General features: G+C 66.1%; 20 protein-coding genes and 1 pseudogene. 14 read left to right on the forward strand and 7 right to left on the reverse strand.

The window, feature by feature from the left end; translation table 11 throughout:
• Nucleotides 1–3 precede the first annotated feature (3 nt).
• The 4 genes from rfbD to FOB72_RS29980 are packed head-to-tail and all read right to left on the reverse strand — an operon-like array spanning nt 4 to nt 3959.
• Nucleotides 4–942 (reverse strand): dTDP-4-dehydrorhamnose reductase, encoded by a 939-nt coding sequence (gene rfbD / locus FOB72_RS29965; RefSeq protein ID WP_150376862.1) that lies wholly within the window; start codon nt 940–942, stop codon nt 4–6.
• Nucleotides 932–2056, reverse strand: coding sequence for a dTDP-glucose 4,6-dehydratase (gene rfbB / locus FOB72_RS29970; RefSeq protein ID WP_150376863.1), 1125 nt, complete (start codon nt 2054–2056; stop codon nt 932–934). The genes rfbD and rfbB overlap by 11 nt, the downstream gene beginning before the upstream one ends.
• A gap of 29 nt (nt 2057–2085) precedes the next feature.
• Entirely contained in the window at nt 2086–2889 is an 804-nt protein-coding gene (locus FOB72_RS29975) for a 2OG-Fe(II) oxygenase (protein WP_150376864.1), read from the reverse strand.
• 2 nt (nt 2890–2891) lie between these two features.
• Nucleotides 2892–3959 carry a GlxA family transcriptional regulator gene (locus tag FOB72_RS29980; protein ID WP_150376865.1) on the reverse strand — a complete coding sequence of 356 codons (1068 nt, stop codon included), beginning with the start codon at nt 3957–3959 and terminating at the stop codon, nt 2892–2894.
• A gap of 534 nt (nt 3960–4493) precedes the next feature.
• On the opposite strand from FOB72_RS29980, the gene FOB72_RS29985 reads away from it, so the two are divergent.
• The 11 genes and pseudogenes from FOB72_RS29985 (at nt 4494) to rfbA (ending at nt 18209) form a co-directional block, all read left to right on the forward strand.
• Nucleotides 4494–6008 carry a mannose-1-phosphate guanylyltransferase/mannose-6-phosphate isomerase gene (locus FOB72_RS29985; protein ID WP_150376866.1) on the forward strand — a complete coding sequence of 505 codons (1515 nt, stop codon included), beginning with the start codon at nt 4494–4496 and terminating at the stop codon, nt 6006–6008.
• 222 nt (nt 6009–6230) lie between these two features.
• Nucleotides 6231–6854, forward strand: a pseudogene (locus FOB72_RS29990) (sugar transferase); the annotation flags it as partial.
• The gene (locus FOB72_RS29995; RefSeq protein ID WP_150376868.1) at nt 6835–8046 is read left to right on the forward strand and encodes a polysaccharide biosynthesis/export family protein; all 1212 of its coding nucleotides are present in this window, start codon (nt 6835–6837) and stop codon (nt 8044–8046) included. The pseudogene FOB72_RS29990 and the gene FOB72_RS29995, both read left to right, overlap by 20 nt.
• Nucleotides 8047–8075: 29 nt before the next feature.
• On the forward strand, nt 8076–10289 hold the full coding sequence (locus tag FOB72_RS30000; RefSeq protein ID WP_150376869.1) for a polysaccharide biosynthesis tyrosine autokinase: 2214 nt from the start codon (nt 8076–8078) through the stop codon (nt 10287–10289).
• A gap of 34 nt (nt 10290–10323) precedes the next feature.
• Nucleotides 10324–11337 (forward strand): glycosyltransferase, encoded by a 1014-nt coding sequence (locus tag FOB72_RS30005; RefSeq protein WP_150376870.1) that lies wholly within the window; start codon nt 10324–10326, stop codon nt 11335–11337.
• Between the two features lie 18 nt (nt 11338–11355).
• Nucleotides 11356–12393 (forward strand): glycosyltransferase family 2 protein, encoded by a 1038-nt coding sequence (locus tag FOB72_RS30010; protein WP_150376871.1) that lies wholly within the window; start codon nt 11356–11358, stop codon nt 12391–12393.
• A gap of 9 nt (nt 12394–12402) precedes the next feature.
• A complete protein-coding gene (locus tag FOB72_RS30015; RefSeq protein WP_150376872.1) occupies nt 12403–13521 on the forward strand; it encodes a glycosyltransferase family 4 protein in 1119 nt (372 codons plus the stop codon).
• Complete coding sequence (locus FOB72_RS30020) at nt 13503–14726, forward strand: glycosyltransferase family 4 protein (protein WP_150376873.1); 1224 nt, start codon at nt 13503–13505, stop codon at nt 14724–14726. Before FOB72_RS30015 ends, FOB72_RS30020 begins: the two co-directional genes overlap by 19 nt.
• A gap of 10 nt (nt 14727–14736) precedes the next feature.
• Nucleotides 14737–16023, forward strand: coding sequence for an oligosaccharide repeat unit polymerase (locus FOB72_RS30025; RefSeq protein WP_191002310.1), 1287 nt, complete (start codon nt 14737–14739; stop codon nt 16021–16023).
• Between the two features lie 15 nt (nt 16024–16038).
• Nucleotides 16039–17325: an oligosaccharide flippase family protein gene (locus FOB72_RS30030; RefSeq protein WP_150376874.1), complete on the forward strand. Its 1287-nt coding sequence runs from the start codon at nt 16039–16041 to the stop codon at nt 17323–17325.
• On the forward strand, nt 17322–18209 hold the full coding sequence (gene rfbA, locus FOB72_RS30035; protein WP_150376875.1) for a glucose-1-phosphate thymidylyltransferase RfbA: 888 nt from the start codon (nt 17322–17324) through the stop codon (nt 18207–18209). The genes FOB72_RS30030 and rfbA overlap by 4 nt, the downstream gene beginning before the upstream one ends.
• A 42-nt stretch (nt 18210–18251) precedes the next feature.
• Here the strand turns inward: rfbA and FOB72_RS30040 are convergent, their stop codons facing one another.
• The gene (locus FOB72_RS30040; RefSeq protein ID WP_223851644.1) at nt 18252–19493 is read right to left on the reverse strand and encodes a right-handed parallel beta-helix repeat-containing protein; all 1242 of its coding nucleotides are present in this window, start codon (nt 19491–19493) and stop codon (nt 18252–18254) included.
• Nucleotides 19494–19832: 339 nt separating this feature from the next.
• Here FOB72_RS30040 and FOB72_RS30045 point away from each other — a divergent pair, with 339 nt between their 5' ends.
• The 3 genes from FOB72_RS30045 to FOB72_RS30055 all read left to right on the forward strand — a co-directional run bounded on the left by FOB72_RS30045 (nt 19833) and on the right by FOB72_RS30055 (nt 21296).
• A complete protein-coding gene (locus tag FOB72_RS30045; RefSeq protein WP_150376877.1) occupies nt 19833–20018 on the forward strand; it encodes a hypothetical protein in 186 nt (61 codons plus the stop codon).
• Between the two features lie 341 nt (nt 20019–20359).
• Entirely contained in the window at nt 20360–21058 is a 699-nt protein-coding gene (locus FOB72_RS30050; RefSeq protein WP_150374063.1) for a hydrolase, read from the forward strand.
• Between the two features lie 55 nt (nt 21059–21113).
• On the forward strand, nt 21114–21296 hold the full coding sequence (locus FOB72_RS30055) for a hypothetical protein (protein ID WP_150376878.1): 183 nt from the start codon (nt 21114–21116) through the stop codon (nt 21294–21296).
• 85 nt (nt 21297–21381) lie between these two features.
• Here FOB72_RS30055 and FOB72_RS30060 read toward each other — a convergent pair whose 3' ends face one another.
• Together FOB72_RS30060 and FOB72_RS30065 are read right to left on the reverse strand one after the other, a co-directional pair.
• The gene (locus FOB72_RS30060; RefSeq protein ID WP_150376879.1) at nt 21382–22380 is read right to left on the reverse strand and encodes a Bug family tripartite tricarboxylate transporter substrate binding protein; all 999 of its coding nucleotides are present in this window, start codon (nt 22378–22380) and stop codon (nt 21382–21384) included.
• 112 nt (nt 22381–22492) lie between these two features.
• A complete protein-coding gene (locus FOB72_RS30065; protein ID WP_150376880.1) occupies nt 22493–23695 on the reverse strand; it encodes a pyridoxal phosphate-dependent aminotransferase in 1203 nt (400 codons plus the stop codon).
• Nucleotides 23696–23774: the final 79 nt, after the last annotated feature.

Below are 23774 nucleotides of genomic sequence, written 5' to 3' on the forward strand. Positions count from 1 at the left end.
GGTTCAACTCCTGGGCAATTGCGAAACCAGTTCCGGCATCACCGCATGCAGGCCGTCCTGCCAGTCGGGGAGATGGATGCCGAAGACCTGGCACAGCCTGGCGGTGGCCAGCCGCGAGTTCGCGGGCCGGCGCGCGGGCAGGGGATAGTCGTCCGTGCCGATGGGCTCGACGCGCGCGGGATCGACCTTGAGCGCGACGCCGAGCGCGGCGGCAATCCGCAGCACTTCCAGTGCGTAGGCATGCCACGTCGTCGCGCCCGATGCGGTCAGGTGGTAGAGGCCGCGCGGGAATGCGGTGGGACTGCCGAAGATCCAGTGCCGCGCCACGATCTGCGCCGTCACGTCGGCCACGAGCGCGGCCGGCGTGGGCGCGCCGGACTGGTCCGCCACCACGCGCAGCCGGTCGCGATCGCAGCCGAGCTTGAGCATCGTCCGCGCAAAATTGTTGCCGTGGCTGCCGAAGACCCAGCTCGTGCGCAGCACCAGGGCGCTGGCCTCGCTGTTCAGGACCGCGGTCTCGCCCGCCAGCTTGCTTTCGCCGTAAGCCGATACCGGATGGGGCGTGTCGGCCTCGGTATAGGGGTCGTCCTTTGTGCCGTCGAACACGTAATCCGTGGAATAGTGGACGAGCAAGGCACCCAGCGCGCTGGCCTCTTCGGCCAGCACACCGGGTGCGGTGCCATTGATCGCGAAGGCCTGGGCGGCGTCGCTCTCGGCCTTGTCCACGGCCGTGTAGGCGGCGGCATTGACGATGATGTCGGGCGCGAAGTGCCGCACCACGCCGCGCAACTGGCCGATATCGGCAAGGTTGCAGCCACCGCGGTCGAGCGCGATGACGCGGCCGAGCGGCGCGAGGCTGCGCGTCAGTTCGAAGCCGATCTGACCGTTGCCGCCCGTGACGAGTAACGTGGGCGGCGCGCCGCGCGGGCGTTCACGCGGCATATTGCATCCCCATCCAGTGGCGATACGCGCCCGACATGACGTCGCGTACCCAGAGCGGATTGTCGAGATACCACGCGACGGTCTTGCGCAGGCCTGTCTCGAAGGTTTCCGCCGGGCGCCATCCGAGTTCGCGCTCGATCTTGCGCGCGTCGATCGCATAGCGGCGGTCATGCCCGGGACGGTCCTTCACAAACCGGATCTGCTCGCGATACGAGCCCGCGTGACGGGGCCGCAGTGCGTCGAGGCTGTCGCACAGTGCATGCACGACATCGATGTTCGTCTTCTCGTTCCAGCCGCCCACGTTGTAGGTCTCGCCGACGCGCCCGTTCGCCAGTACCGCGCGGATGGCCGCGCAATGGTCGCCGACGTAGAGCCAGTCCCGAATGTTCTGCCCATCGCCGTACACCGGCAGGGTCTCGCCCGCCAGCGCGCGGGCGATCATCAGCGGAATCAGCTTTTCCGGGAACTGATACGGCCCATAGTTGTTGGAGCAGTTCGTCGTCAGCACGGGCAGGCCGTACGTGTGGTGCCATGCGCGCACCAGATGATCCGAGGCCGCCTTCGATGCCGAGTACGGACTGTTCGGCGCATAGGCCGTGGTTTCGGAGAACGGCGCGTCGGCGGGCCCCAGCGAACCGAATACCTCGTCGGTCGAGACATGGAGGAAGCGAAAGGCCGCGCGGTCGTCGTCGGGCAGCGCCTGCCAGTACGTGCGCGCGGCTTCCAGCAGCGAGAACGTGCCCGCGATATTGGTATCGATAAAGGCGGCGGGACCGTGGATGGACCGATCGACATGGCTTTCCGCGGCAAGGTGGACGATCGCGCGCGGATGGTAGCGAACGAGCAGTTCGTCCATCTTCGCGCGATCGCAGATGTCCGCGTGGACGAGCCGGTGGCGCGGATCCCCGTCGATGAGGTCGAGGCTGTGGCGGTTGCCCGCGTAGGTCAGCTTGTCGACGTTGACCACGGCGTCGGTCTGGGGGGCGGTCTGGGGGACGGTCTGGGGGACGGTCTGGGGGGCGGTCTGTGTGCCGTCCTCCGGCCGGGCCAGCCAGTCGATCACGAAATTGGCGCCGATAAAACCCGCGCCGCCGGTAACGAGAATGCAGGACATCGCTGGACTCCTGTCCGATAGATCAGGGCTCAGCGGCCCACGAGCCGCCGTGCCAGTGCCTTGGCGTACGGCGGCGTGATGCCGTGCAGGAAGTCGCGCGTCGTCAATGGAAATCGCTCGCCCGGGGCCGCCTGAAATCGTGTGGTGTGGACCTCCGCCTCCTCATCCTTGGGCCGGCCGTTCGAGTAGTAGTAGAGCGCGATTGAGCGGCGCGACATGCCCGCCGGACAGGCGAGCGGCACGGGATGCCCGTGCCAGGAGCATTCGTTGGTGCTGAACACGACGAGCCGGTTGCCGATCGGCGCGATCTTCTGCACGCAGTGCTGCACGCCTTCGTCCCAGAGCTGGAGGTGCCCGGCCCAGTTGTCCTCCCAGGTGTCGTTGAAGTACAGCAGCACGTTTACGCGGCGGTCCAGCTTCCACTCGGGATGGTAGTTGTAGTCGATATGCAGCCCGAGGTGCCCGCCCGGCAGCGTCTGATGCAGCCCACCGCCATGCAGATGCGGGTCGGGCACCAGTCCGGTGATGCCGGTCAGCGTTTCGAGAAAGCGCACGAACCCCGGGCTGTTCATCTCGAGGATGAGCCCCCGCAGCGCGGGCGGAATCGAGTAGAAGTCCTGGATCTGCAGCTTGAGGTTCTCCGCGGCCGACTGGAACTTGAACCAACCGCTTTCCTTCTTGCCCGGGAAGGCGTCACTGGTTTCGCGATATACGTCTCCGTCGAGAAAGTCGTCCACGCAGATATGCGGGAAGGGGGGATTCGTCCGGTAGGGCTCCGCAAGTTCGCGTGCCATCCAGTCCAGCTTGGCCAGGTCAAGCATTTCCTTGTACATGCTCAGCGCTCCTCCAGAAGTGGCGATATCGATCCGCCTGTGTTGTGATGCTGGTTCCTGTATTCGGTGGGGGAGAGCGCGAAGCGCTTGCGGAAGATCTTGCAGAGGCGGTCGCCGTTGCCCATGCCGCAGCGCCGGGCGACCTTGTCGACGGGCAATGTGGTCCTGGTCAGCAGCTTGCAGCTCATGTCGAGCCGCGCGCGCAGCAGATACTCGGAAGGCGTGACGCCGATCGTGCATTTGAATCGGCGCAGATAGTTGCGCTCGCTCATCGCGGCAAAGCGCGCGGCATCGGCGACGGAGATGGACTCCATGTAATGCTCGGTGATCCAGCGCGCGGAGGCGTGGATCTTGTTGGCCGTTGCGGCCGACATGTCCGGCAGGTCGTCGTCGCGTTCTTCCTTGTCGTCGCGACTCGCATCGTCGGACGTATCGTTCGCGGCCTCGCGGCGTGGCGCGAGCAGGTTGCCCACTTCCTCCGCCATGGCCGTGCCGAGGTCGCTCTCGATCTGTGCGAGCGCGAGATCCATCGCCGAGGGCATCACTTCCGGCGTATGGCCCGTGCCGCCGCGGCACCAGAAGACGGTGGCGGGGGCGATATTGATGCCTGGGTCGCCGGAAATGGCGGCCGTCGCGCGCGACACACGCGGCGTGATCATTTCACGTCCGCTATCGCGCCATTCCAGTGCGGCCGCGCTGATCTCCAGCGTGGTACTCATGACGCGCGCGGCACGTTCGCCCGCCGGTTCGCGCTCGCTGCACGCGATGAAGATGGCGCCGAAACCGCGCTGGCCAGCGGCTTCGAGACCCTGCGTCCAGATCCTGACCGACGAGGAGCACGCGATGTTGCCGCCATGGTGCGAGAGCAGCGAGAGTTGATAGAAGGGACGCCTGTGTTTCTGGATCTCGAGTTCGTTGGCAATGCGAAACGCCTCGGCGACGATGCCGGCAGCGAGCAGCGAGCAACCATCGAACAGCAGCAGGCCGATACGCTGGACCGCCTGTTGCCCCGCCACCGGCAGAGGACCCAGTTGCCGCACGGGCGGAGGTGTGTCGACTAGGTTCTCCATGACGCATTTCCCCTCGCGAAAGAACTTCGGATTCGAAACTGGTTTATCTGCATCATATTCAATTTGCCGCGCCGCACAACGTCGAATGTCCGATATTCACGTAACGTTGTCGGAGGGATACGGTTGCCGGAGAAAAGTCGCTCTGAAAATGCGGGATACGCCGCAATATGTCGTCGAGTGATTATCAAAAGTGAATCAAATTTGATAATTGTTACCTACCGTACATACAGCCGCTGTCCGATAAGAAAGCTAAAAAGTCATATAGAACAACGACTTCACCGCATTTGTGCAACGCACGCGAAATCTGGTGCGGTGAAACACGCTCCCGCCCCAGAGATAGGCGGTTACATGACTAATTTGGTGCAGGATAATGTGCCATTATCAAGATAAATACGTTTTTCTGACATTTCGCGGCGGCATCGGTCAAATCTTCTCCGTTTTCGGACATGGTTATACCGGCGCATTTCCGCGCATCTATGCTTCAGTGCAGCAAAGTCTTGCCATACCGGTCGGATTGCCTCTCAGGAGCTCAGGATGCCCATCACCGTTCCCGGCGAAGCCCTCACCGAAGCCCCCCACCTTGCAGACGCGCGCCTGCATGCCACCGCACTGAAGTTCTGCCCCGTCGTGCTGGCCGGTGGATCGGGCACACGGCTCTGGCCACTATCCCGCAAGCACTATCCCAAGCAACTGATCGACGTCATCGGCCGCGACTCGCTGCTGCAGGCCACCGTTCGCCGCACGGAGGCGTTGCGCGGCATGGGCCGCGCGGAGACGGCCGCGATCATCGTGTGCGGCGAGCCGCATCGCTTCATGACGGCGCAGCAACTGGAGGCCGCCGGCGTCGATGCGCGCATCGTGGTCGAGCCGACGGGCCGCAACACCGCGCCGGCACTGACGCTCGCGGCGCTGCTGGCCACGGCCCAGGGCGACGACAGCATCATGGTGGTCATGCCCGCCGACCATGTCATTGCCGATACGGAGGCCTTCGGCCATGCCGTCACGCGCGCCGCGCAGTTCGCGGAGCAGGGCGCCATCGTGACGCTCGGCGTGCCGCCGACGCGGGCAGACACGGGCTACGGGTATATCCGCATCGGCTCGCCGCTCGATGGCGTGGCGCACGCGATCGACAGCTTCGTCGAGAAGCCCGCGGCCGAGATCGCACAGGCATACGCGGCTTCCGGCGACTACTGGTGGAACAGTGGCATCTTCGTCGTGCGCGCGAGCACATGGCTGGCGACGCTGCAACGCTTGCAGGCCGACATGCATGCAGCGTGCTGCGATGCCTTCGCGAAGGGCCATGAACACGGCACCTTCTATCACCCCGACACCGAGGCGTTCGCGGCCGTGCCGTCGGACTCCATCGACTATGCGGTCATGGAGCACCTGGCGCGCGCGGGCGATGTGCAGGGCGTGGTGGTGCCGATGTCCGCGGGCTGGTCCGACCTCGGATCGTGGGACGCCGTGTGGGACGCCATCGACAAGGATGCGGAGGGTAACGCCGCGCGTGGCCGTGCGATGTACGAAGGCGCGACGTCCTGCTACGTCCATGCCGACAGCCGCCTCGTGGCTTGCGTGGGCACGACGAACCTGATCGTGGTGGAGACGCCCGATGCCGTGCTCGTGGTCGATCGCTCGCATGTGCAGGGCGTAAAGGGGCTGGTCGAGCGGATCGCGCGCGAGCGGGGCAGCGAGGCGGAGAACCATCGCAAGGTGCAGCGCCCCTGGGGCTGCTACGACTCGATCGACCAGGGCGAGCGTTTCCAGGTCAAGCGCATCGTCGTGAATCCGGGCGCATCGCTGTCCCTCCAGCTGCACCATCATCGCGCCGAACACTGGACCGTGGTGCGCGGCACCGCCCAGGTGACGCGCGGCGACGAACGCTTCCTGCTCAGCGAGAACGAGTCCACCTATATCCCGATCGGCGTGATGCACCGGCTGGAAAACCCCGGCAAGCTGCCGCTCGAACTCATCGAAGTGCAATCGGGTGCCTATCTTGGCGAGGACGACATCGTCCGCATAGCGGATACGTACGGCCGCTGCGCCTGAGCTCGACCTGAACCTGCCCCCGGGACGGCGCACCGCCAGCGTGCCGCGCCGTCTGTCGTCCACCCATCGGTCCAGGGAGATACCAGCATGCGCCTGCGCTTCCTCAAGTCGTTGCTGTCCAGAGCCGGCATCCTGCCTTCTCATCTGACGGCCAACATCTCCGCGAGCCTGTCCCCAGATCTGGCCGAGGCGCGCGAAGGTACGAAACCGCGCGTCGAACCGCGTTATGCGGGGGCGCTCGGCCATGCCACCAAGCGCGCGTTCGATGTCAGCGCGGCCCTGACCCTGCTGATTCTCCTGTCGCCGCTGATGCTGACCGTGGCCCTGCTCGTCATGCGCGATGGGGGCGCCTGCGTCTATGGCCACACCCGCGTCGGCATGGACGGCCGCAAGTTCCGATGCCTCAAGTTCCGCTCGATGGTGCGCAATGCCGACGCCGTGCTGCAGGCGCTGCTGGCGAACGATCCCGCCGCGCGCGCGGAATGGGAGAAAGACTTCAAGCTTCGCAACGATGTGCGCGTGACGCGCCTGGGCCGCTTTATCCGCAAGACGAGCATCGACGAACTGCCGCAGCTCTGGAACGTGGTGCGCGGCGACATGAGCCTGGTCGGTCCGCGCCCGGTGGTCGAGAAAGAGCTCGAACGCTATGGCGATTCGGTGTCGTACTACCTGCGCGTGCTGCCGGGCATCACCGGACTCTGGCAGGTCAGCGGCCGCAACGATGCCGACTACGACAAGCGCGTGATGCTCGACGTGGCCTACGTCCGCAACTGGACGTTCGCCGGCGACATCGTGATCCTGTTCAAGACAATCGGAGTGGTGATCTATGGTCGCGGCGCATACTGACCTGCCCTGGAGCAGGCGGCTCTCCGGCTGGTTCTCGGCCCTCGTGGTGTATGTGGTGAGCGGCTGCGCGATGGCGCCGGGCATGACGTACAAGACCACGACGACCACGTCCACAAGCACGCAGCAGGCGTCGGCCGCGGGGCCGGTCCAGCCCGCGCCGGCCGTGGGCAGCCTGCCATCGGTGCAGGGCGTGCAGTCCGTCTCGCAGGAGAACCTGATCGAGATCGATCATGGGCTGCTGGCCTCGCAGCGCGCGGCGCAACCCAACGGCATTTCGCCCGAAGTGCGCGCGCTGTTCGACAAGCCCCGCCCCTACGTGCTGGGGCCCGGCGACGTGCTCAGCATCGTCGTGTGGGGACATCCCGAACTGAACCTGCCCTCGCTGCAGGTGACCAGCGGCGTGGATACGTCCGGTTCCAACTCCGTCGTCACGGGCTATACCGTCGATGCGCGCGGCAATGTGCAGTACGCGTTCGTGGGCATGGTGCAGGTGGCGGGCCTGACGGAGGCCGAGGCGCGCGAGTTGCTCACGCGGCGGCTCGCCGAATACGTGCGCAATCCGCAGGTGACGCTGCGCATCCAGGCCTACCGGAGCAAGCGCGTCTATCTGGACGGCGCCGTGCAGCAGTCCGGCGTGCAGATCATCAACGACGTACCGATGACCTTGCCCGAAGCGATCAATCGCGCGGGCGGCTTCAGCGCCGCGGCCGACCGGTCGTGGGTCGCGGTAACGCGTGGCGAGCGCACGGCCCGCGTGAGCTTTCCGGACCTGATTGCCAAGGGCACGAACCCGTCGGACATCCTGCTCCGCGATGGCGATCTCGTGCGCGTCTACGCGGGCACCGACAGCAAGGTCTACGTCATCGGCGAGGTCGCGCGCAACGCGGCGCTCACGCTGAACAACGGCAAGCTCAGCCTCAATCAGGCGCTCGGCGACGCCGGCGGCATCAGCCAGTACTCGGGCGATGCGCAGCAGGTCTATGTCGTGCGCGGCAATGGCGGGCACGAGCCGCAGGTGTTCCATCTGGACGCCAGCCGGCCGTCCGCGATGGCGCTCGCCGATGGATTTGCACTCCAGGCCAACGACGTGGTGTTCGTGGACACCTCGTCGCTGGTGCGCTGGAGCCGCGTGGTCAACCTGCTCCTGCCCACCGCACAGACCGCCACCGCCAGTCGCGCGATAGCGCCATGAGTCAAGCGAACCCCGGGAGGGCAATGGCAATGCAAACCACAGATCTCGCACATCCGGTGCCGTACTACGGGCCGATGGCCCGTCCGACGGCACGCGCGATGAACCCGCTGACCACGCTGGTGGCCAGCCGCTGGCTGATCGCCGGCATCACGCTCGCCTGCGTGCTCGCGGGCGTCGCCTATGCGGTGTTCACGCGCCCGGTCTATCGCTCCGACATGCTGATCCAGGTGGAACCGAGCTCGATCGAGAACCGGTCGGCCTCGGGCGATCCCCGGCTGACGCCCGAGATCAAGCCCGACACCACGTCTGAGATCCAGGTGTTGAGCTCGCGCATGGTGGTATCGCGCGCCGTGGACACGCTCAAGCTCTATATCGATGCCGCGCCGCGTTATGTGCCCGTCATCGGCTGGTGGCTCGCGGAACGCGCGGACGGCTATTCGCGGCCGCTCGGCGGCCATGTCTACGGCAAGGAACGCATCGCGGTGACGACGTTCGACGTGCCGCCCGCGCTGCAGGGCAAGCCATTCACGCTGACGCTGGGGGAGCATGGCGACTTCACGCTGACGCAGCCCACCGCGTTTGGCGCGCCCGACATCTCGCTGTCCGGCCGCGTCGGCATCCTGATGCGCGCGGAGACCGCGCGCGGGCCGCTGACGCTGCTGGTTCGCACCGCCACGGGCCAGCCCGGCGCAAGCTTCACGCTCAAGCGCTATTCGGAGACCGCCACCACGGAATGGCTGCAGCGCACGCTGGCCATCGGCGAGCGCGGCAAGCAGTCGAGCATCATCGGCGTGTCGCTGGACAGCGTCGATCCGGTGGAGTCCACGCGCATCCTCAACGAGATCGGCAAGGAGTACGTGGACCAGAACGTGCGCCGGCGTTCCGAGGAAGCCGACAAGTCGATCCGCTTCCTCGACGAACAGCTGCCGCAACTCAAGAAGCAGCTCGAGGAGTCGGAAAGCCGCTACAACGCGTTCCGCGCGCAGCAGGGCACCGTCGATACGAGCCAGGAAGCGCGCGCGCTGCTGCAACAGAGCGTCGAGGCCGAGACGCGGCTGGTGGACCTGCGCCAGAAGCGGCAGGAACTGATGACGCAGTACACCGAGAAGCATCCGGCGCTGCTGGCCATCGACGGACAGATCCGCGAAGCGCAGGCGGCATGGTCCGTGGTGCAGGGCCGTACGAAGCAGCTGCCGCTGATCGAGCAGAAGGTGCTCCAGCTGCAGCGCAATCTGCATGTTGACACCGAGCTCTATACGAACCGCCTCAATGCGCGCCAGCAACTGACGCTGGTCCGCGCCGGCAAGGTGGCGAACGTGCGGCTGATCGATCCGGCCACGCCGCCGGAGACGCCGATCTCGCCGCGGCGCGGCGTGGCCATCGGCGGTTCGCTGCTGGCCGGCCTCATGGCGGGCATCGTGCTCGCGATGGCGCGCCGCCGTATCGCGGGTACGGTGCAGGATCGCGAGGAGATCGAGATCGCCACGGGCATTCCCGTCTACGCCACGGTGCCGCGCAGCCGCCTGACGGGACCGTTGCGTGCGTCGTGGCGGAGCCGCTCCGGCGAGGGCCCGATGCTGCCGGATGCGGCGATCGAAAGTCTGCGCGCTGTCCGTACCACGCTCCATTTCGCGCTGCACGACGCGCCGAACCGCGTGGTGCTCATCACCGGTCCCACCGCGGGGGTCGGCAAATCGTTCGTCGCCGCCAACCTCGCCACGCTGGCCGGCGCGTCCAAGCAGCGCGTGCTGCTGATCGACGCCGACCTGCGCAATGGCCGTCTGCACAAGCGCTTTCATCTGGACCGCGGGCCCGGACTTGCCGAGGTGCTGGCGGGCACATGCAAGCCCGAGGACGCGATCCGCCGCAATGTGTCCTACGGCCTCGATTTCCTTTCCACGGGCGCCTGTTCCGCGGGCCCGAGCGAACTCCTGCTGCAACCCGAGCTTCGCGTGCTGATCCAGCAGGTGGCCGCGCACTACGACATGGTGGTGCTCGACGGCCCGCCGCTGTTGCCCGTGGCCGACGCGCTCGTGCTCGGCCGCATGGCGGGCACGGTCTTCATGGTCGCGCGCCACCGCGTGACCACGGTCGAGCAGATCGACGAAAGCACGCGCCGGCTCGCGCAGGCCAACGTCGCCGTGCGCGGCGTGATCTTCAACGACTTCACCGGCACGATGCATCGGTACAGCTACGCCTATGGCTCGACGGCCGAGACGCAGACCGTCACGGCCGGGGTTTGAGTACCTATCACGACTGGCCTTGGGGAGAGCCGCCATGCCGCACCTGCACCACAAGCGCATCACGCTGGTCACGGTCACCTATGGCGACCGCCTCCATTACTGCGCGGAACTGCTGCGGCGCAGCTTCGAGAGCGAAGGCGTCATGCACGCGATCGTGGTCAGCAACAACTCGAGCTCCGATCTCTCGCTGCTCGAGACCACATGGGGCAAGCGCGCCACGATCATCCGGCTGCCCAGCAACTCGGGCTCGGCCAATGGCTACGCGATCGGCATTGCCGCGGCGCTCGAGCGCAGCACCACGGACTTCATCTGGCTGATGGACGACGACAACGCGCCGCGCGAAGGCGCGCTCGACGTGCTGGCCCACCAGCTCGACGTGCTCGCACGCCAGCGCGGACGTCAGCTCGCCGCGGTGCTGGGTTTCCGGCCCGACCATCAGGGCGATATCGCGGCCGGCGTGCCGGTCAGGCTCGCCATGCCCCCGCGCTCGAGCTACTTCGGCTTTCACGTGGCGCGCATCCCCTACAAGATCTGGCGCCGCACCCCGTGGGGACGTCCGCGCCCCGACGCGCTCCCGGCCGTGGTGCCGCTGCCGTTCGCGCCCTACGGCGGGCTGCTGGGCCACCGCGACATGTACACGGACCTCGGCCTGCCCGATACCAACCTCGTGCTCTATGCGGACGACACCGAATACACCTACCGCCTGACCGCGCGCGGCGGCTGCATCGCGCTGGTCACCGGCGCGGAGCTGGAGGATCTGGAAGGGTCGTGGAACGTCAAGCGCAACTGGAAGAACCATTTCGAATGCATGCTGCTCAGCGGTTCGGATTTCCGCGCGTACTACAGCAGCCGCAACCAGGCATGGTTCGACCGCAACTACTGGTCCCAGTCGGGAATGATGTATCGCCTGAACCGGTACGTATTCCTGCGGCTGCTGCGGCTTTATGGCAAGCGGCGCAATGCCGAGGCGCGCCTGCGCCTGCTGGAGGCCGCCATCGCCGATGGCGAGGCAAGCCGGCTCGGCTTCCACGCCGACTATTCGCTATAGCCACGACAGGAGACATCCATGCCCGACCGGACCGCATCGCCCGCGCTGACCATCGTCATCTGCAACTACAACTATGCGCAGTACCTGGCGGCCGCCATCGATTCGGCGCTCGCCCAGTCCACGCCGGACGTGCGGGTGATGGTCATCGACGATGGGTCCACCGACGATTCGCGCGCGATCATCGAAGGGTACGGTACACGCGTCGAGGCCGTCTTCCAGCCCAACGGCGGACAGGTGGCCGCCTACAACCACGCGCTGGAACGCGTCGTCACGCCGTACGTCTTGTTTCTCGATGCCGACGACATGCTGCATCCCGCCGCGGCCGCTACCGTCATCGCCGCGTTCTCGGGCTCGGGCGACTGGGTCAAGGTGCAGTACCGCCTGGACGTCATGACGAGCGACGGCCTGCCTACCGGCGTGCAGGTGCCGCAGTCGATCCGGGCCGACGGCTGTGGGCGCATGCTGCGCGACGGCTGGCTGTATCCGTCGCCGCCGGGGTCGGGCAATGCCTATCGCGTGGAGGCGCTGCGCCGCATCTTCCCCGTACCGGTTGGCGCCGACAATATCCATGGTGCCGACTTCTATGCCATCTACGGCGTGGCACTGCTAGGCAAGGTCTGCGCGATCGAGCAGGCGCTCGGTTGCTATCGCGTGCATCGCGCCGCCGCGGCGAAGGCGCCGGGCGAGGACCTGTCGCTCTCCAACGCCGAAGACTCGCTGGCCGTGGCCCGGCAGTCGGCGCGCCGCTGGTCGGTCCTGCGCGAGATCGCGCAGGACCGGCTGGGCATCGAACTGCCGCCGGCTCCGCTCGATTTCTCGGCGGAGAAGGCGCGCTTCGCGCAGCAGGTCTACGGCGCGTCCTTCGCGCAGCGCTGGCACTGGTTCCAGTACGACTCGGGCCGCTACTTCCATACGATCGTCGCCAATCCGTTCTGGACGCTGCGCAAGAAGATCGCGGTCTGGGGCCTCACCGTGCTGTGCCTGCTGCCGGCTGCGTCGTTCAGCGACCGCGTGGTGCGGTACATCGCCAATCCGCTTGCGCGGGCCGGTCACTAGGAGCATGCGATGCCCACGACCGTCGCGATCAATGGCCGCTTCCTGGGGCGCCAAGCCACCGGCGTCGACCGCTTCGCACATGAGGTGGTCCGTTGCATCGACCAGCTGGTGGCCGAGCAGGATCCCGCCACGGCGGGCCTGTCGTTCGAACTGCTGGTGCCCCCCGACGTCGCCGTCGATGCGCAGCAGTTCCCGAACCTGCATATACGTCATGTGGGCCACCATCTGGGGCGGGGCGGCGGGCAGTTATGGGAGCAGGTCAGCCTGCCGGTGGCGGCCGGAGGCGCGCTGCTGCTCAACCTGTGCAATGCGGCACCGCTGCTCTATCCGAACCAGGTGACGGTGATGCACGACGCCGCCCCGGTGCGCGTGCCGCAGGCGTACTCGCGGGCGTTCCGCTCCTGGTACGGCGTCATGGCGCCATGGGTCGGGCGCGTGGCCCGGCGCGTGCTGACCGTGTCCGAATTCTCGCGCCGCGAGATCGCGTCCGCTTATCGCATTCCCGGCCGGAAGATCGGCGTGCTGCCCCTGAGCGGCGACCATATGCTGCGGCTGCCGGAATCGGAGGACGTGCGGCTCAAGTACGGTCTGTTCGATCGTCCGTATGTGCTCGCCGTCAGCAGCGCGAGCTATCACAAGAACTTCAGGCTGGTGGCGGAGGCAGTCGGCATGCTGGGCACGGTGGACTACGACGTGGTCATCGTGGGCGGCGGCGGGCACGTGTTCCAGTCCGTGCGCGACGACCGGTCGGCCCAGATGAGTTCGGTCAAGCGGCTCGGCTATGTCGAGGACGCCGACCTCAAGGCGCTGTTCCGGGGCGCGGGCTGCTTCGTGTTTCCGTCGCTCTACGAGGGCTACGGACTGCCGCCCGTGGAGGCGATGACGCTGGGGTGTCCCGTGCTGGCGTCGAACCTGCCCTCCGTGCGAGAGGCCTGCGGTCCGGCCGTGCTGTATTTCACGCCGACCAGCCCGCGCGAGTTCGGCGCGCTGCTGACCCGCGTCATGCAAGACAGTGCCCTGCGCGAGAAGCTGCGCGAGAAGGGCCTGGCGCGCGTGCGGCGCTATTCCTGGCGCGACACGGCCGCGCGGTTACTTGGCGAGATCTCACCATGGCTTCCACAACGATGAATCCTCCTGTCAGCGAATTCGGCCGGGTCGCCGTCGTACACGAATGGCTGTCCACGTACGCCGGGTCCGAGCGCGTGCTCGAGCAGATCCTCAAGATCTGGCCGGAGGCCGACCTGTTCAGCGTGGTCGATTTCTTTCCCGACGCGCAGCGCGCCGCGCTGCAGGGCAAGCACGCGACCACGACGTTTATCCAGCGCCTGCCGCGCGCGCGCAAATCGTTCCGCGCCTACCTGCCGCTGATGCCGCTGGCCGTGGAACAGCTCGATCTCTCTGCCTACGATCTGGTCATCTCTTCGAGCCATGCCGTGGCCAAGGGCGTCATCACGGGCCCCGGCCAGGTACACGTCAGCTATGTGCATTCGCCGATGCGATACGCGTGGGACCTGCAGCACCAGTACCTCACGGAGTCGCGGCTGACGCGCGGTCCCAAGAGCTGGCTGGCCCGCGCGATCCTGCACTACATGCGGCTATGGGACCAGCGCACCGCGCATGGCGTGGATCTGTTCGTGGCCAATTCCGCGTATGTGGCCCGGCGCATCCACAAGGTCTACGGGCGCGATGCCGTCGTGGTCTATCCGCCCGTCGATGTCGAGAAATTCAGCCTGAACGAACAGCGCGAGGACTTCTACCTCACCGCGTCGCGCCTCGTGCCCTACAAGAAGGTCAGCCTGATCGTCGAGGCCTTTGCCTCCATGCGGGACAAGCAGCTGGTCGTCATCGGCGATGGTCCCGATTTCGAGCGCATCCGCGACATGGCCACGCCGAATGTCCGCGTGCTCGGCTACCAGTCGGCGGAGGTGCTGGTCTCGCATATGCAGCGCGCAAAGGCCTTCGTGTTCGCCGCCGAGGAGGACTTCGGTATCGTCGCCGTGGAGGCGCAGGCGTGCGGCACGCCGGTCATCGCGCTGGGGCAGGGCGGCGCGCGCGAAACCGTGATCGACAGCCGCGACCGGGACCTGCGCACGGGGGTGTTCTTTCCGCGCCAGACCGTCGAGGACATCGTGCGCGCGGTATGCCGCTTCGAGGGCAGCGGGCCCGTGCTGCCCGCCGCGTGCCGGCGCAATGCGCTGCAGTTTTCGCCGGAGCGGTTCCGCGCGGAGTTCCTCGCGATGGTGCGCGGCGCGATGGCGCAGACGCCCGCGGTAGCGCCGAGCATCCCGCGCGGCATGGCCGTCGCGGATCCGCTCGCCGTGGCGCCCGAGTGAAGGCCGCCCCATGCGCGACGTCCGCCCCCTGAACGACGGCTACTGGTGGGAAGATCCGGCAAAGCTGCTGCTGTGGTTCATCATCCCGCTGTACGCACTGGTCTGCGTCGAACTGCTGGGCGACCAGAAGTCGATCGATCGCATCTACTTCAACAGCCACTACGCGATCGCCGGCGCGTTGTTCCTGTTCACGATGGCCGCGGCCGCCGCCGGCGAGCGCGTGCTGGCGCCGCGTCCGGCCGAGCGGCCCGTCGCGGTGTCGCCGCTCGTGCTGGACGCGTTGTTCTGGCTCGCCTGCCTGGGCTACCTCGTGATGATGGGTGGGGTCCTCGCCAAGCCGGCCGTGCTGATGTCGTATCTGAACGGTACCGCCAGTACCTACGACGTGCTCGAACTCAAGGGCCGCGTGGCGGGCATCAGCACGCTGACGCAGGCGTCCGTGGCCTACGTGCCGCTCTACTTCGCCGTCTTTCCGGTCGCCGTGCGTGGCATCACGCGCTACAAGGCCTACCTTGGCGTGCTGTTCGTCCTCACGCTGCTGCGCAGCTTCATTTTCGCGGAGCGGCTGGCGCTGGTCGAAGTGGTGCTGCCGTGGGCGCTGATGTTTGCGCGGTTCCGGCTGTCCGGCAAGGGCGAAGGGCGCAGCCTGCTGATGTCGCTCGGGCCGTTCGCCGCCATTCCGCCGCTGATCGGCTTCTTTATCGCCAACGAGTACAACCGCTCGTGGGAGACGTACTACGTCAACATCTACGACAACATCTTCGACTTCGCGCTGGAGCGTCTGGGCCTGTACTACTCGACGGCCATCAACAACGGCGCGGGCCTGCTGACGATCATGGGCTGGGGGACCGGCTATCCCACGTTCACGTTCGACTGGCTGGTCAAGTTTCCGGTCATCGGCGAGAGCTTTCGCCCGTTCGTCGGACGTGGCGACGGCTACGGCACGTTCCTCAACACGTTCGGCGACCCGGAGTTCAACAATCCGTCCGGCCTCTACGTGCATTTCTACGAATGGGGCTGGTTTGCGCTGCTGGAGGCGGCGCTGATGGGCTGGCTGCTGGGCCGCAGCTACGCGGGCTGGCGCACGGGCAATGGCTTCTGGTGCTGCGCGCATGCGGTGCTGCTGGTCTCGCTGATGGAAATCCTGCGCGTGCCGAACCTGTTCAGCGGCCGCAATTTCGTCCCGCTCGCCTTGCTCTGGCTGATCTTCCGCTTCCTCGGGCAGCCTGTCCGGCAGCGGGCCCCGGCCGCGGCGCAATCGCTCTATGGCCGGCCGAACTTCGGCCCACGCCGCTAAGCGAAGGCCGTGCCCATGCCGCCATCCATACGTTCGACCGCGTCGTACCTGTTGTTGATCCAGGGCAGCAACTACCTGTTTCCGCTCGTCCTGCTGCCGTTTCTGGGCCACAAGCTGGGCGTGCGCGAGTTCGGCGTGCTGGCCTACTGCCAGGCGCTGGCGCAATACCTGATTCTTCTGACCGACTACGGCCACAACCTCTCCGCGACGCGCGTGGTGTCGCTCAGGCGCGACGACCCGGCGGCCGTCGCCGAAGTGTTCTCCGCGACGATGCTGGCCAAGCTGCTGCTGTTGCTCGGCGCGGCAGTGCTGATGGGCGGCGCACTGCTCGGCCTGCCCGATCTCCGCGAGCACTGGACCATTCTCGCCGCGGCATTCGTCGGCGTCGTCGCCAATGCGGTCACGCCTATCTGGCTCTATCAGGGGCTGGAGAGGATGAAGACGCTGGTATTGCCCAACTTCGTCTCCAAGGCAGCAAGCCTCGGCTGCGTGATGTTGTGGGTCAAGTCGCCCGGCGACGCGGCGCTGGCCGCGCTCGGTATCAGCGTGGGCACCGCGATGCTTGCCGCCGCGGCGCTGTGGGGCGTCGTGCGCGGGCGGATGGCGTCGCTGGTCAGGGTCCCGTGGACGGCGGTCACGGCATCGTTGCGTGACGGCTTTCCGATGTTCCTGTCGCTGGTGCTCGTCAGCTTCTACGTGAACTTCAACGCGATCCTGCTCAACCACTTTCACGGACCGGTCGCGGTGGGCCAGTTCTCGATGGCGGACAAGATCCGCATCGCGGGCCAGACCATTTTCACGGTGCTGGGCACCGCGTTCTATCCGCGCATCAGCCAGTACAACGTGACCAACCCCGCGGCCGCGCGCGCGCTGATGCGCCGTGCGATGGTGGTGGTCTTCGCATGCTCCTGCTCGATGTTCGTGTTCGTGGAGGTGTTCGCGGGCATGGGCATTCGCATGTGGCTGGGCGAGCCGTTCCATGACGCAATTCTGCTGCTGCGGCTGGAGGCCGTGCTGCTGCCGCTGACGAGCGTGGCGTTCATCTACGGCAATCTGGGGCTGATGGCGCTGGGTCACCATCGCACGGTCCGGAACATCTATGCCGCGGTCACGCTGCTGCATCTGATCTACGTGGTGCCCTTCGTACTGTACCTGGGGGCCGAGGGCACGGTGATCTCCGTGATCCTTACCGAACTGGCGGGCGCCATCGCGTTCTGCCTCTGCTACCGGCGCGCGACGAACGGCGGCGCGCCCGCACCACGCACGCATGAATCCCCAACTGTGAAGGAGATGCAGGTATGACACGCAAGGGCATCATTCTCGCCGGCGGTTCCGGCACGCGGCTGTACCCGGTCACGCAATGCATCTCCAAACAGCTGCTGCCCGTGTACGACAAGCCGATGATCTACTACCCGCTCACCACGCTGATGGTGGCCGGCATTCGCGACGTGCTGATCATCTCCACGCCGCAGGACACGCCGCGCTTTGCCTCGCTGCTTGGCGACGGGAGGCAGTGGGGCATGAACCTCCACTACGCGGAGCAGCCTTCGCCGGACGGCCTCGCGCAGGCATTCATCATCGGCCGCGACTTCGTCGGCCGCGACCCGTCGGCGCTGATCCTCGGCGACAACATCTACTACGGCCACGATCTCGCCCGCATGCTGACCCGTTCCGGCCGGCGCGAGGAGGGTGCCACCGTGTTCGCGTATCACGTACACGATCCCGAACGCTACGGCGTGGTGGAGTTTGACGAGGACTTTCGCGCGTTGTCCATCGAGGAGAAGCCCGCCACGCCGCGGTCCAGCTACGCGGTGACGGGGCTCTACTTCTATGACAACGCGGTGTGCGACATCGCCGCGGACATTCGCCCCTCGGCGCGCGGGGAGCTCGAGATCACCGAGGTGAACTCGCGCTACCTTGCGGCGGGCAAGCTGAACGTCGACATCATGGGCCGTGGCTACGCGTGGTTCGATACGGGCACGCACGACTCGCTGATCGATGCCGCGCAGATGGTCGCCACGTTGCAGAAGCGCCAGGGCCTGATGGTCGCGTGTCCCGAGGAGATTGCATTCCGGCGGCGCTGGATCGACGACGAACAGGTCGAGCGCCTTGCCACGCCGCTCGGCAAGAGCCACTACGGCAAGTACCTGCGGCAGCTGGTCGCGGAAACGCCGCGCGTCAGATAAGGCGGCGTTATTGGGGGGGGCGGCGCTATTGGGGGAACGGCGCTATTGGGGACGTCGATAGGAAGACCGCACCTGGGGTAACCGGCTCGCGTCGGCCCCGGCAACCTGAACCGATCCCCCGCCGGAACACCCTGACGGCCCGGACATACCCGCGCCATCGAGCGTATTCCCGCCGCAGTTGAATTGCTCGGCCGTACAGTTGCGGTAGAGCAGCGCGATCGGCGTCCCGCCGATGGCGCCGAAACGGTTGCCGGTAATGCCGACCCCGCAGATATTGCCCTGTACCCGAAAGCCGTCGAACCGCGTGCGGATGATCTGGTTGCCCATGATCTGCAGCCGCGACACGCTGCCGCTGTCCGTATTGATGTCGATGGCTGCGTGCCCGGTCGCCATGCGGTTGTTCCCGGGTTGCGTCGCGTTCTGGTCGTCGGCAATCGAGTTGCTGGCAATCAGCACGTTGGAGGCATCCATCGTCCGATAGCCATCCTCCTGCGCCACCATGATGGCCGCGGCCTTCTGCACGCCCTCCACCCAGTTGCCGACGACGGTCACGTCCGCGCTGCCGACCACCGCGACGCCGCGTCCCCACGCGTTGCCGGCCAGATAGTTGCCGGTCACGTAGATGTTCCGCGTCTGCTCGCCATCGCGCTGATAGCTGACGATCCCCACCATGTCGTCGCCGGTGGCCGTCACGGAGGAGTCCTGCACGAGCACGTCCTGCGACCCGCCCGTGATGTGAATGCCGTCGGCCAGCGTCCCGCTGACCTTGTCCCCGATCAGCGCGATGCTTCGGCCCCGCGACACGAAGATGCCGGCGCTGGCGCCACCCTGGATCGTGACGTCGAGCACCTGAATGCCTTCGCCGTCGACGACCACTTTCGCCGATGTCGCCGACTCCAGCCGCTGCGTGCCGACGCCGCGCAGCGTCAGCCCCACGAGCGTCGAGTTTCGTCCGTTCATGACAATGGCCTGCTGATCCGGATTGGTCGCGACGAAGGTCGCCCCGTAGCCGGACACGACGACCTGCTCCCGGCTCACGGTCAGCACGCGGCTGACCGTATAGGTGCCCGGCGCGAGCACCAGCCGCTGGCCCGACTGCAGGGTATCGAGTGCCGATTGCAGTGCATCGGTCTGATCCTGGCCGCTGGGGCCAAAGGAGACATCGGCAGGTGCCCCAACCGCCGAAGGGATCGGATCCGGCACATGCCACAGGTCCAACCGGGTCACTGCACCGGCCCCTGCGAGCGCAACGAGCGCCAGACCGGTCCACAGGGTTCTACGCAAGACAAGTTTCATAGGTGCCAGCATACGTGCTGACGCGCCGGACGGCGGCTGTCTTGAACCGGTTGTCCGGAATGGACGAGATGTTGTCGGAACCCGAATGGGGCAACCGCATGTCGATAGGCGTGTTGCGATGCAAGTCCACACCCGCGATGGTGCCTACGTGCGGTTCTGCGTACAAAATCGGCCAAAGTGGCGTCAAAAAGTCTCTCATCCGGCCCTTTTTGCGGCCGTTGTTGCTGCCAAGCACTACGTACTATTACCTAATGCTGCATTGCGCCAATCCTTTTGCTACAATTCGGGAAAACCCCATAAGGGTTATCCCTAGGAAGGAAGAACGCCATGAACACGAACTCCGATATCAAGATCACCGACCAACTCGAGCGCGAACTGATCGAGCGCGAACTGGGCTCGCAAAGCCTCGGCTTCGCCAACGACGTCAAGCGCGTCATCGCCGCTGTGCAGAACGTCTTCACCCGCCTGCAAGCCGAAGCCCGCAAGGCCAAGGTTGTCTACGCAAACGGCTGATCGCAGCAAGCTAGTTGGATCGGGTCGCTGTCCAGCGACCAGGTAGTACGCGGCATCGCAAGGTGCCGCACCCCATTGAACCGGCCCGCCGCCACACCTCTCGTGTGAGCGGCGGGCCGGTTTTGCTTTTTGCGGGTCACATTTCGACAATGTGACCTATATTCAATTATTTTGAATAACTATGACAGCGATAGCCGACTTTCTCCGGGAAGGCGACCGCTATAGTTCAACCCATGGACAGCGCGGCAACGCAGAGACGGCAAAGCAGCCGAGCAAAGCGAAGCCAGGGCCGCCCAACAACAACCTCAAACTTATTGAATTACCTTTTCCGGAGAGAAACCATGTCGAACGCCAAGCTGCAAGTCCTGACCCCGCGCAACAGCCAGCTGATCTTCATCGACCATCAGCCCCAGATGGCCTTCGGCGTGCAGTCGATGGACCGCCAGACCATGAAGAACAATGTCGTGGGCCTGGCCAAGGCAGCAAAGATCTTCGACGTGCCGACCACCATCACCACGGTCGAGTCCGATTCGTTCTCCGGCTACACCTACCCCGAACTGCTCGACGTGTTCCCCGGCAAGGAAACGCTGGAGCGCACCTCGATGAACTCGTGGGACGACCAGAAGGTGCGTGACGCGCTGGCCGCCAACGGCCGCAGGAAGATCGTCGTGGCCGGTCTGTGGACCGAAGTCTGCAACACCACGTTCGCGCTGAGCGCGATGCTCGAAGGCGACTACGAGATCTACATGGTGGCCGACGCCTCGGGCGGCACGACCAAGGAAGCGCACGACTACGCGATGCAGCGCATGATCCAGGCCGGCGTGGTGCCCGTGACGTGGCAGCAGGTGCTGCTCGAGTGGCAGCGCGACTGGAAGAACAAGGAAACGTACGACGCCGTGACGGGCCTGGCCAAGGAACACTCGGGCGCCTACGGCATGGGCATCGACTACGCCTACACGATGGTCCACAAGGCCGCCCAGCGCACGCAGACCCCGCACGCATCGATCGCACCGGTCCACGCGCCGGTGACCGAATACTGAGAACCCCGCAGATATAAACCGGCAACGATCACGCAGGCGATTCGCGGACAAGACCATGACACGCAACCACAACCTCGGCCGCAGACTGGAACTGGCCGCCATCGCCTTCGCGACCGGATTCACCACGCACGGCCACACCTCGTCGTCCCTCGGCGTCCTCGCCGGAACGTTCGCGGTATGCGCGCTGGTCGCGCGCAGCACGCTCCGCAGGCGCGGGCCGGCGGCCGCGCTTGCGTGAAGGGGCGTCGGGCCCTCAGGGCCACAGGCCCACAGGCCCACAGGCCCACAGGCCCACAGGCCCACAGTCCCACAGGCCGCCCCCTTCAATCCATCTCGATCTGCGCCTCCTTGATGACCTTTGCCCACTTGACTGCCTCGCTGCGCATCTGGTTCTCCAGCACCGACGGCGGACCGCCTACGAGGTCGAAGCCCATATCGGTCAGGCGGGTGCGGACCTTCGGGTCTTCGAGCGCTTCATTGAACGCCGTGTTCAGCTTCGCGACGATCGGGGCCGGTGTGCCGGCCGGGGCAACGAGGCCGTACCAGGCCACGAGCTCGTAGTTCGGCACGCCCGACTCGGCCACGGTCGGCAGATCGGGGAACTGCGCGAGGCGATTGCTCGTGGTCACGGCCAGCGCGCGCAGCTTGCCGTCCTTCACCATGGGCAAGGCCTCGGGCGCGATGGCGATCATCATCGTCGTCTGGTTGCCGAGCAGGTCGGCCAGCGCGGGGGCGCCGCCCTTGTAGGGCACGTGCACCAGCTTGGGCAGATTGGCCAGCTTCTTGAAGAGTTCGCCGCCCAGATGCGCGGGCGTGCCGTTGCCCGCGGACGCATAGGAGGCCTGCGCGCCCTGGCTCGAGAGATAGGGCGTCAGTTCCTTCATCGACTTCACCGGACTGCTCGAGTTGACGACCACGAGGCTCGGCAGGCGCGTGGCCAGCATCACCGGGCGAAAGTCCTTCAGCGGCGAATACGACAGGTTCTTGTACAGGCTTACATTGACGGCCAGCGCGGCCGACGTGCCCAGCAGCAGGGTATAGCCGTCCGCCGGCGCCTTCGCCACGAACGCGGCGCCGATATTGCTGCCCGCACCGGGCCGGCTTTCGACGACGACGGGCTGGCCGAACTTCGCGCCGACCCGCTCCCCGAGCGCCCGCGCGAGCAGATCGACGGAGCCGCCCGCCGGATACGGCACGACGATGCGGATCGGCCTGGACGGAAAGTCGGTGGCTTCGTCCGCGGCATGTGCCGGCGCGACGATGCCCGCTGCGAGCGTCACTGCGGTCGCGGCCAAGAGGCCCGGCAGGGAAATTCCATGCATTGCTTGCTCTCCATGGGAGGATGACCGTGGGCGGTCAAAGTGGGGGTTAAACACAGGAGCGTGCGCTGGAGCGAGCAGGCGGCCATCGAGGGCCGCTTCATATCGTATTGGTTCAGACGAGCATTTCGCATGCCCGTCTCAGGCGCTGGCAGCCTTCGTCGAGCACCTCGATCGAGGTCGCATACGAAATACGGAAAAACGGCGAGACGCCATAGGCGGCCCCATGCAGGACGGCAACGTTCACCGCGTCCAGCAGATACAGGATGAAATCCTCGTCGGTCTCGAGCACCTTGCCGTCGGGCGTCTTCTTGCCCAGCAGCGCGGCACACGACGGAAACGCATAGAACGCGCCTTCGGGCCGGTGGCAGCGGATGCCGGGGATGTCGTTGAGCCAGCCCACGACCTTGTCGCGCCGTTCCTGAAAGATCGCCCGGCGCGGCGCCATGAAGTCCTGCGGTCCGTTGAGCGCTTCCATGGCGGCCGCCTGGCTGATGGAGGACGGATTCGACGTGCTCTGCGACTGCAGCTTGACCATCGCCTTGACGAGACCGGCCGGCGCGCCGGCATACCCGATCCGCCAGCCCGTCATCGCGTACGCCTTCGACACGCCATTGAGCGTCAGCGTGCGGTTCTTCAGCGCGGGCTCGACCTGCGCGGGCGTGCAGAACTCGCGCCCATCGAAGATCAGGTGTTCGTAGATGTCGTCCGACAGTACCCACACATGCGGATGGCGCATCAGCACGTCGGCCAGTGCGCGCATTTCTTCACGCGTGTAGATCGCGCCGCTGGGATTGTTCGGCGCGTTCAGGATGACCCACTTCGTGCGCGGCGTTATCGCGCGGTCGAGGTCTTCGGGCTGCAGCTTGAATCCGCATCCTGCGGGGCAGGGCACGATGACCGGCGTACCGCCGGCCAGCAGCACGATGTCGGGATACGACACCCAGTAGGGCGACGGCACGATGACTTCGTCGCCGGCTTCCACTGTGCACATCAGCGCATTGAAGATGATCTGCTTGGCGCCCGTGCCCACGATCAGTTCGGACGGCTTGTAGTCGAGGCCGTTGTCGCGCAGGAACTTGTCGCGGATGGCGAGCTTGAGGTCCGGCGTGCCGCCGACGTCGGTGTACTTGGTCTTGGACGCGGCCATCGCGCGGATGACCGCTTCGGTCACGTTGGCGGGCGTATCGAAGTCCGGCTCGCCGCTGGTCAGGCCGACGATGTCGCGGCCCGTCTCGCGCAGTTCGCGCGCGCGCTGGCCTGCCATGGAGCTCGGAGAGGGTTTGATGCGGCGGATTCGGGCAGCAAGGTTCGGCATGGTGTGCGGGGTGGGCAGGTCGGAAAAAACAGGCCGGGTGCGAAAAGTTTATGTGGGCCGGCTATTCGGTACAAATTAT

This window comes from Cupriavidus pauculus (assembly GCF_008693385.1).
Taxonomy (GTDB): Bacteria; Pseudomonadota; Gammaproteobacteria; order Burkholderiales; family Burkholderiaceae; genus Cupriavidus; species Cupriavidus pauculus_D.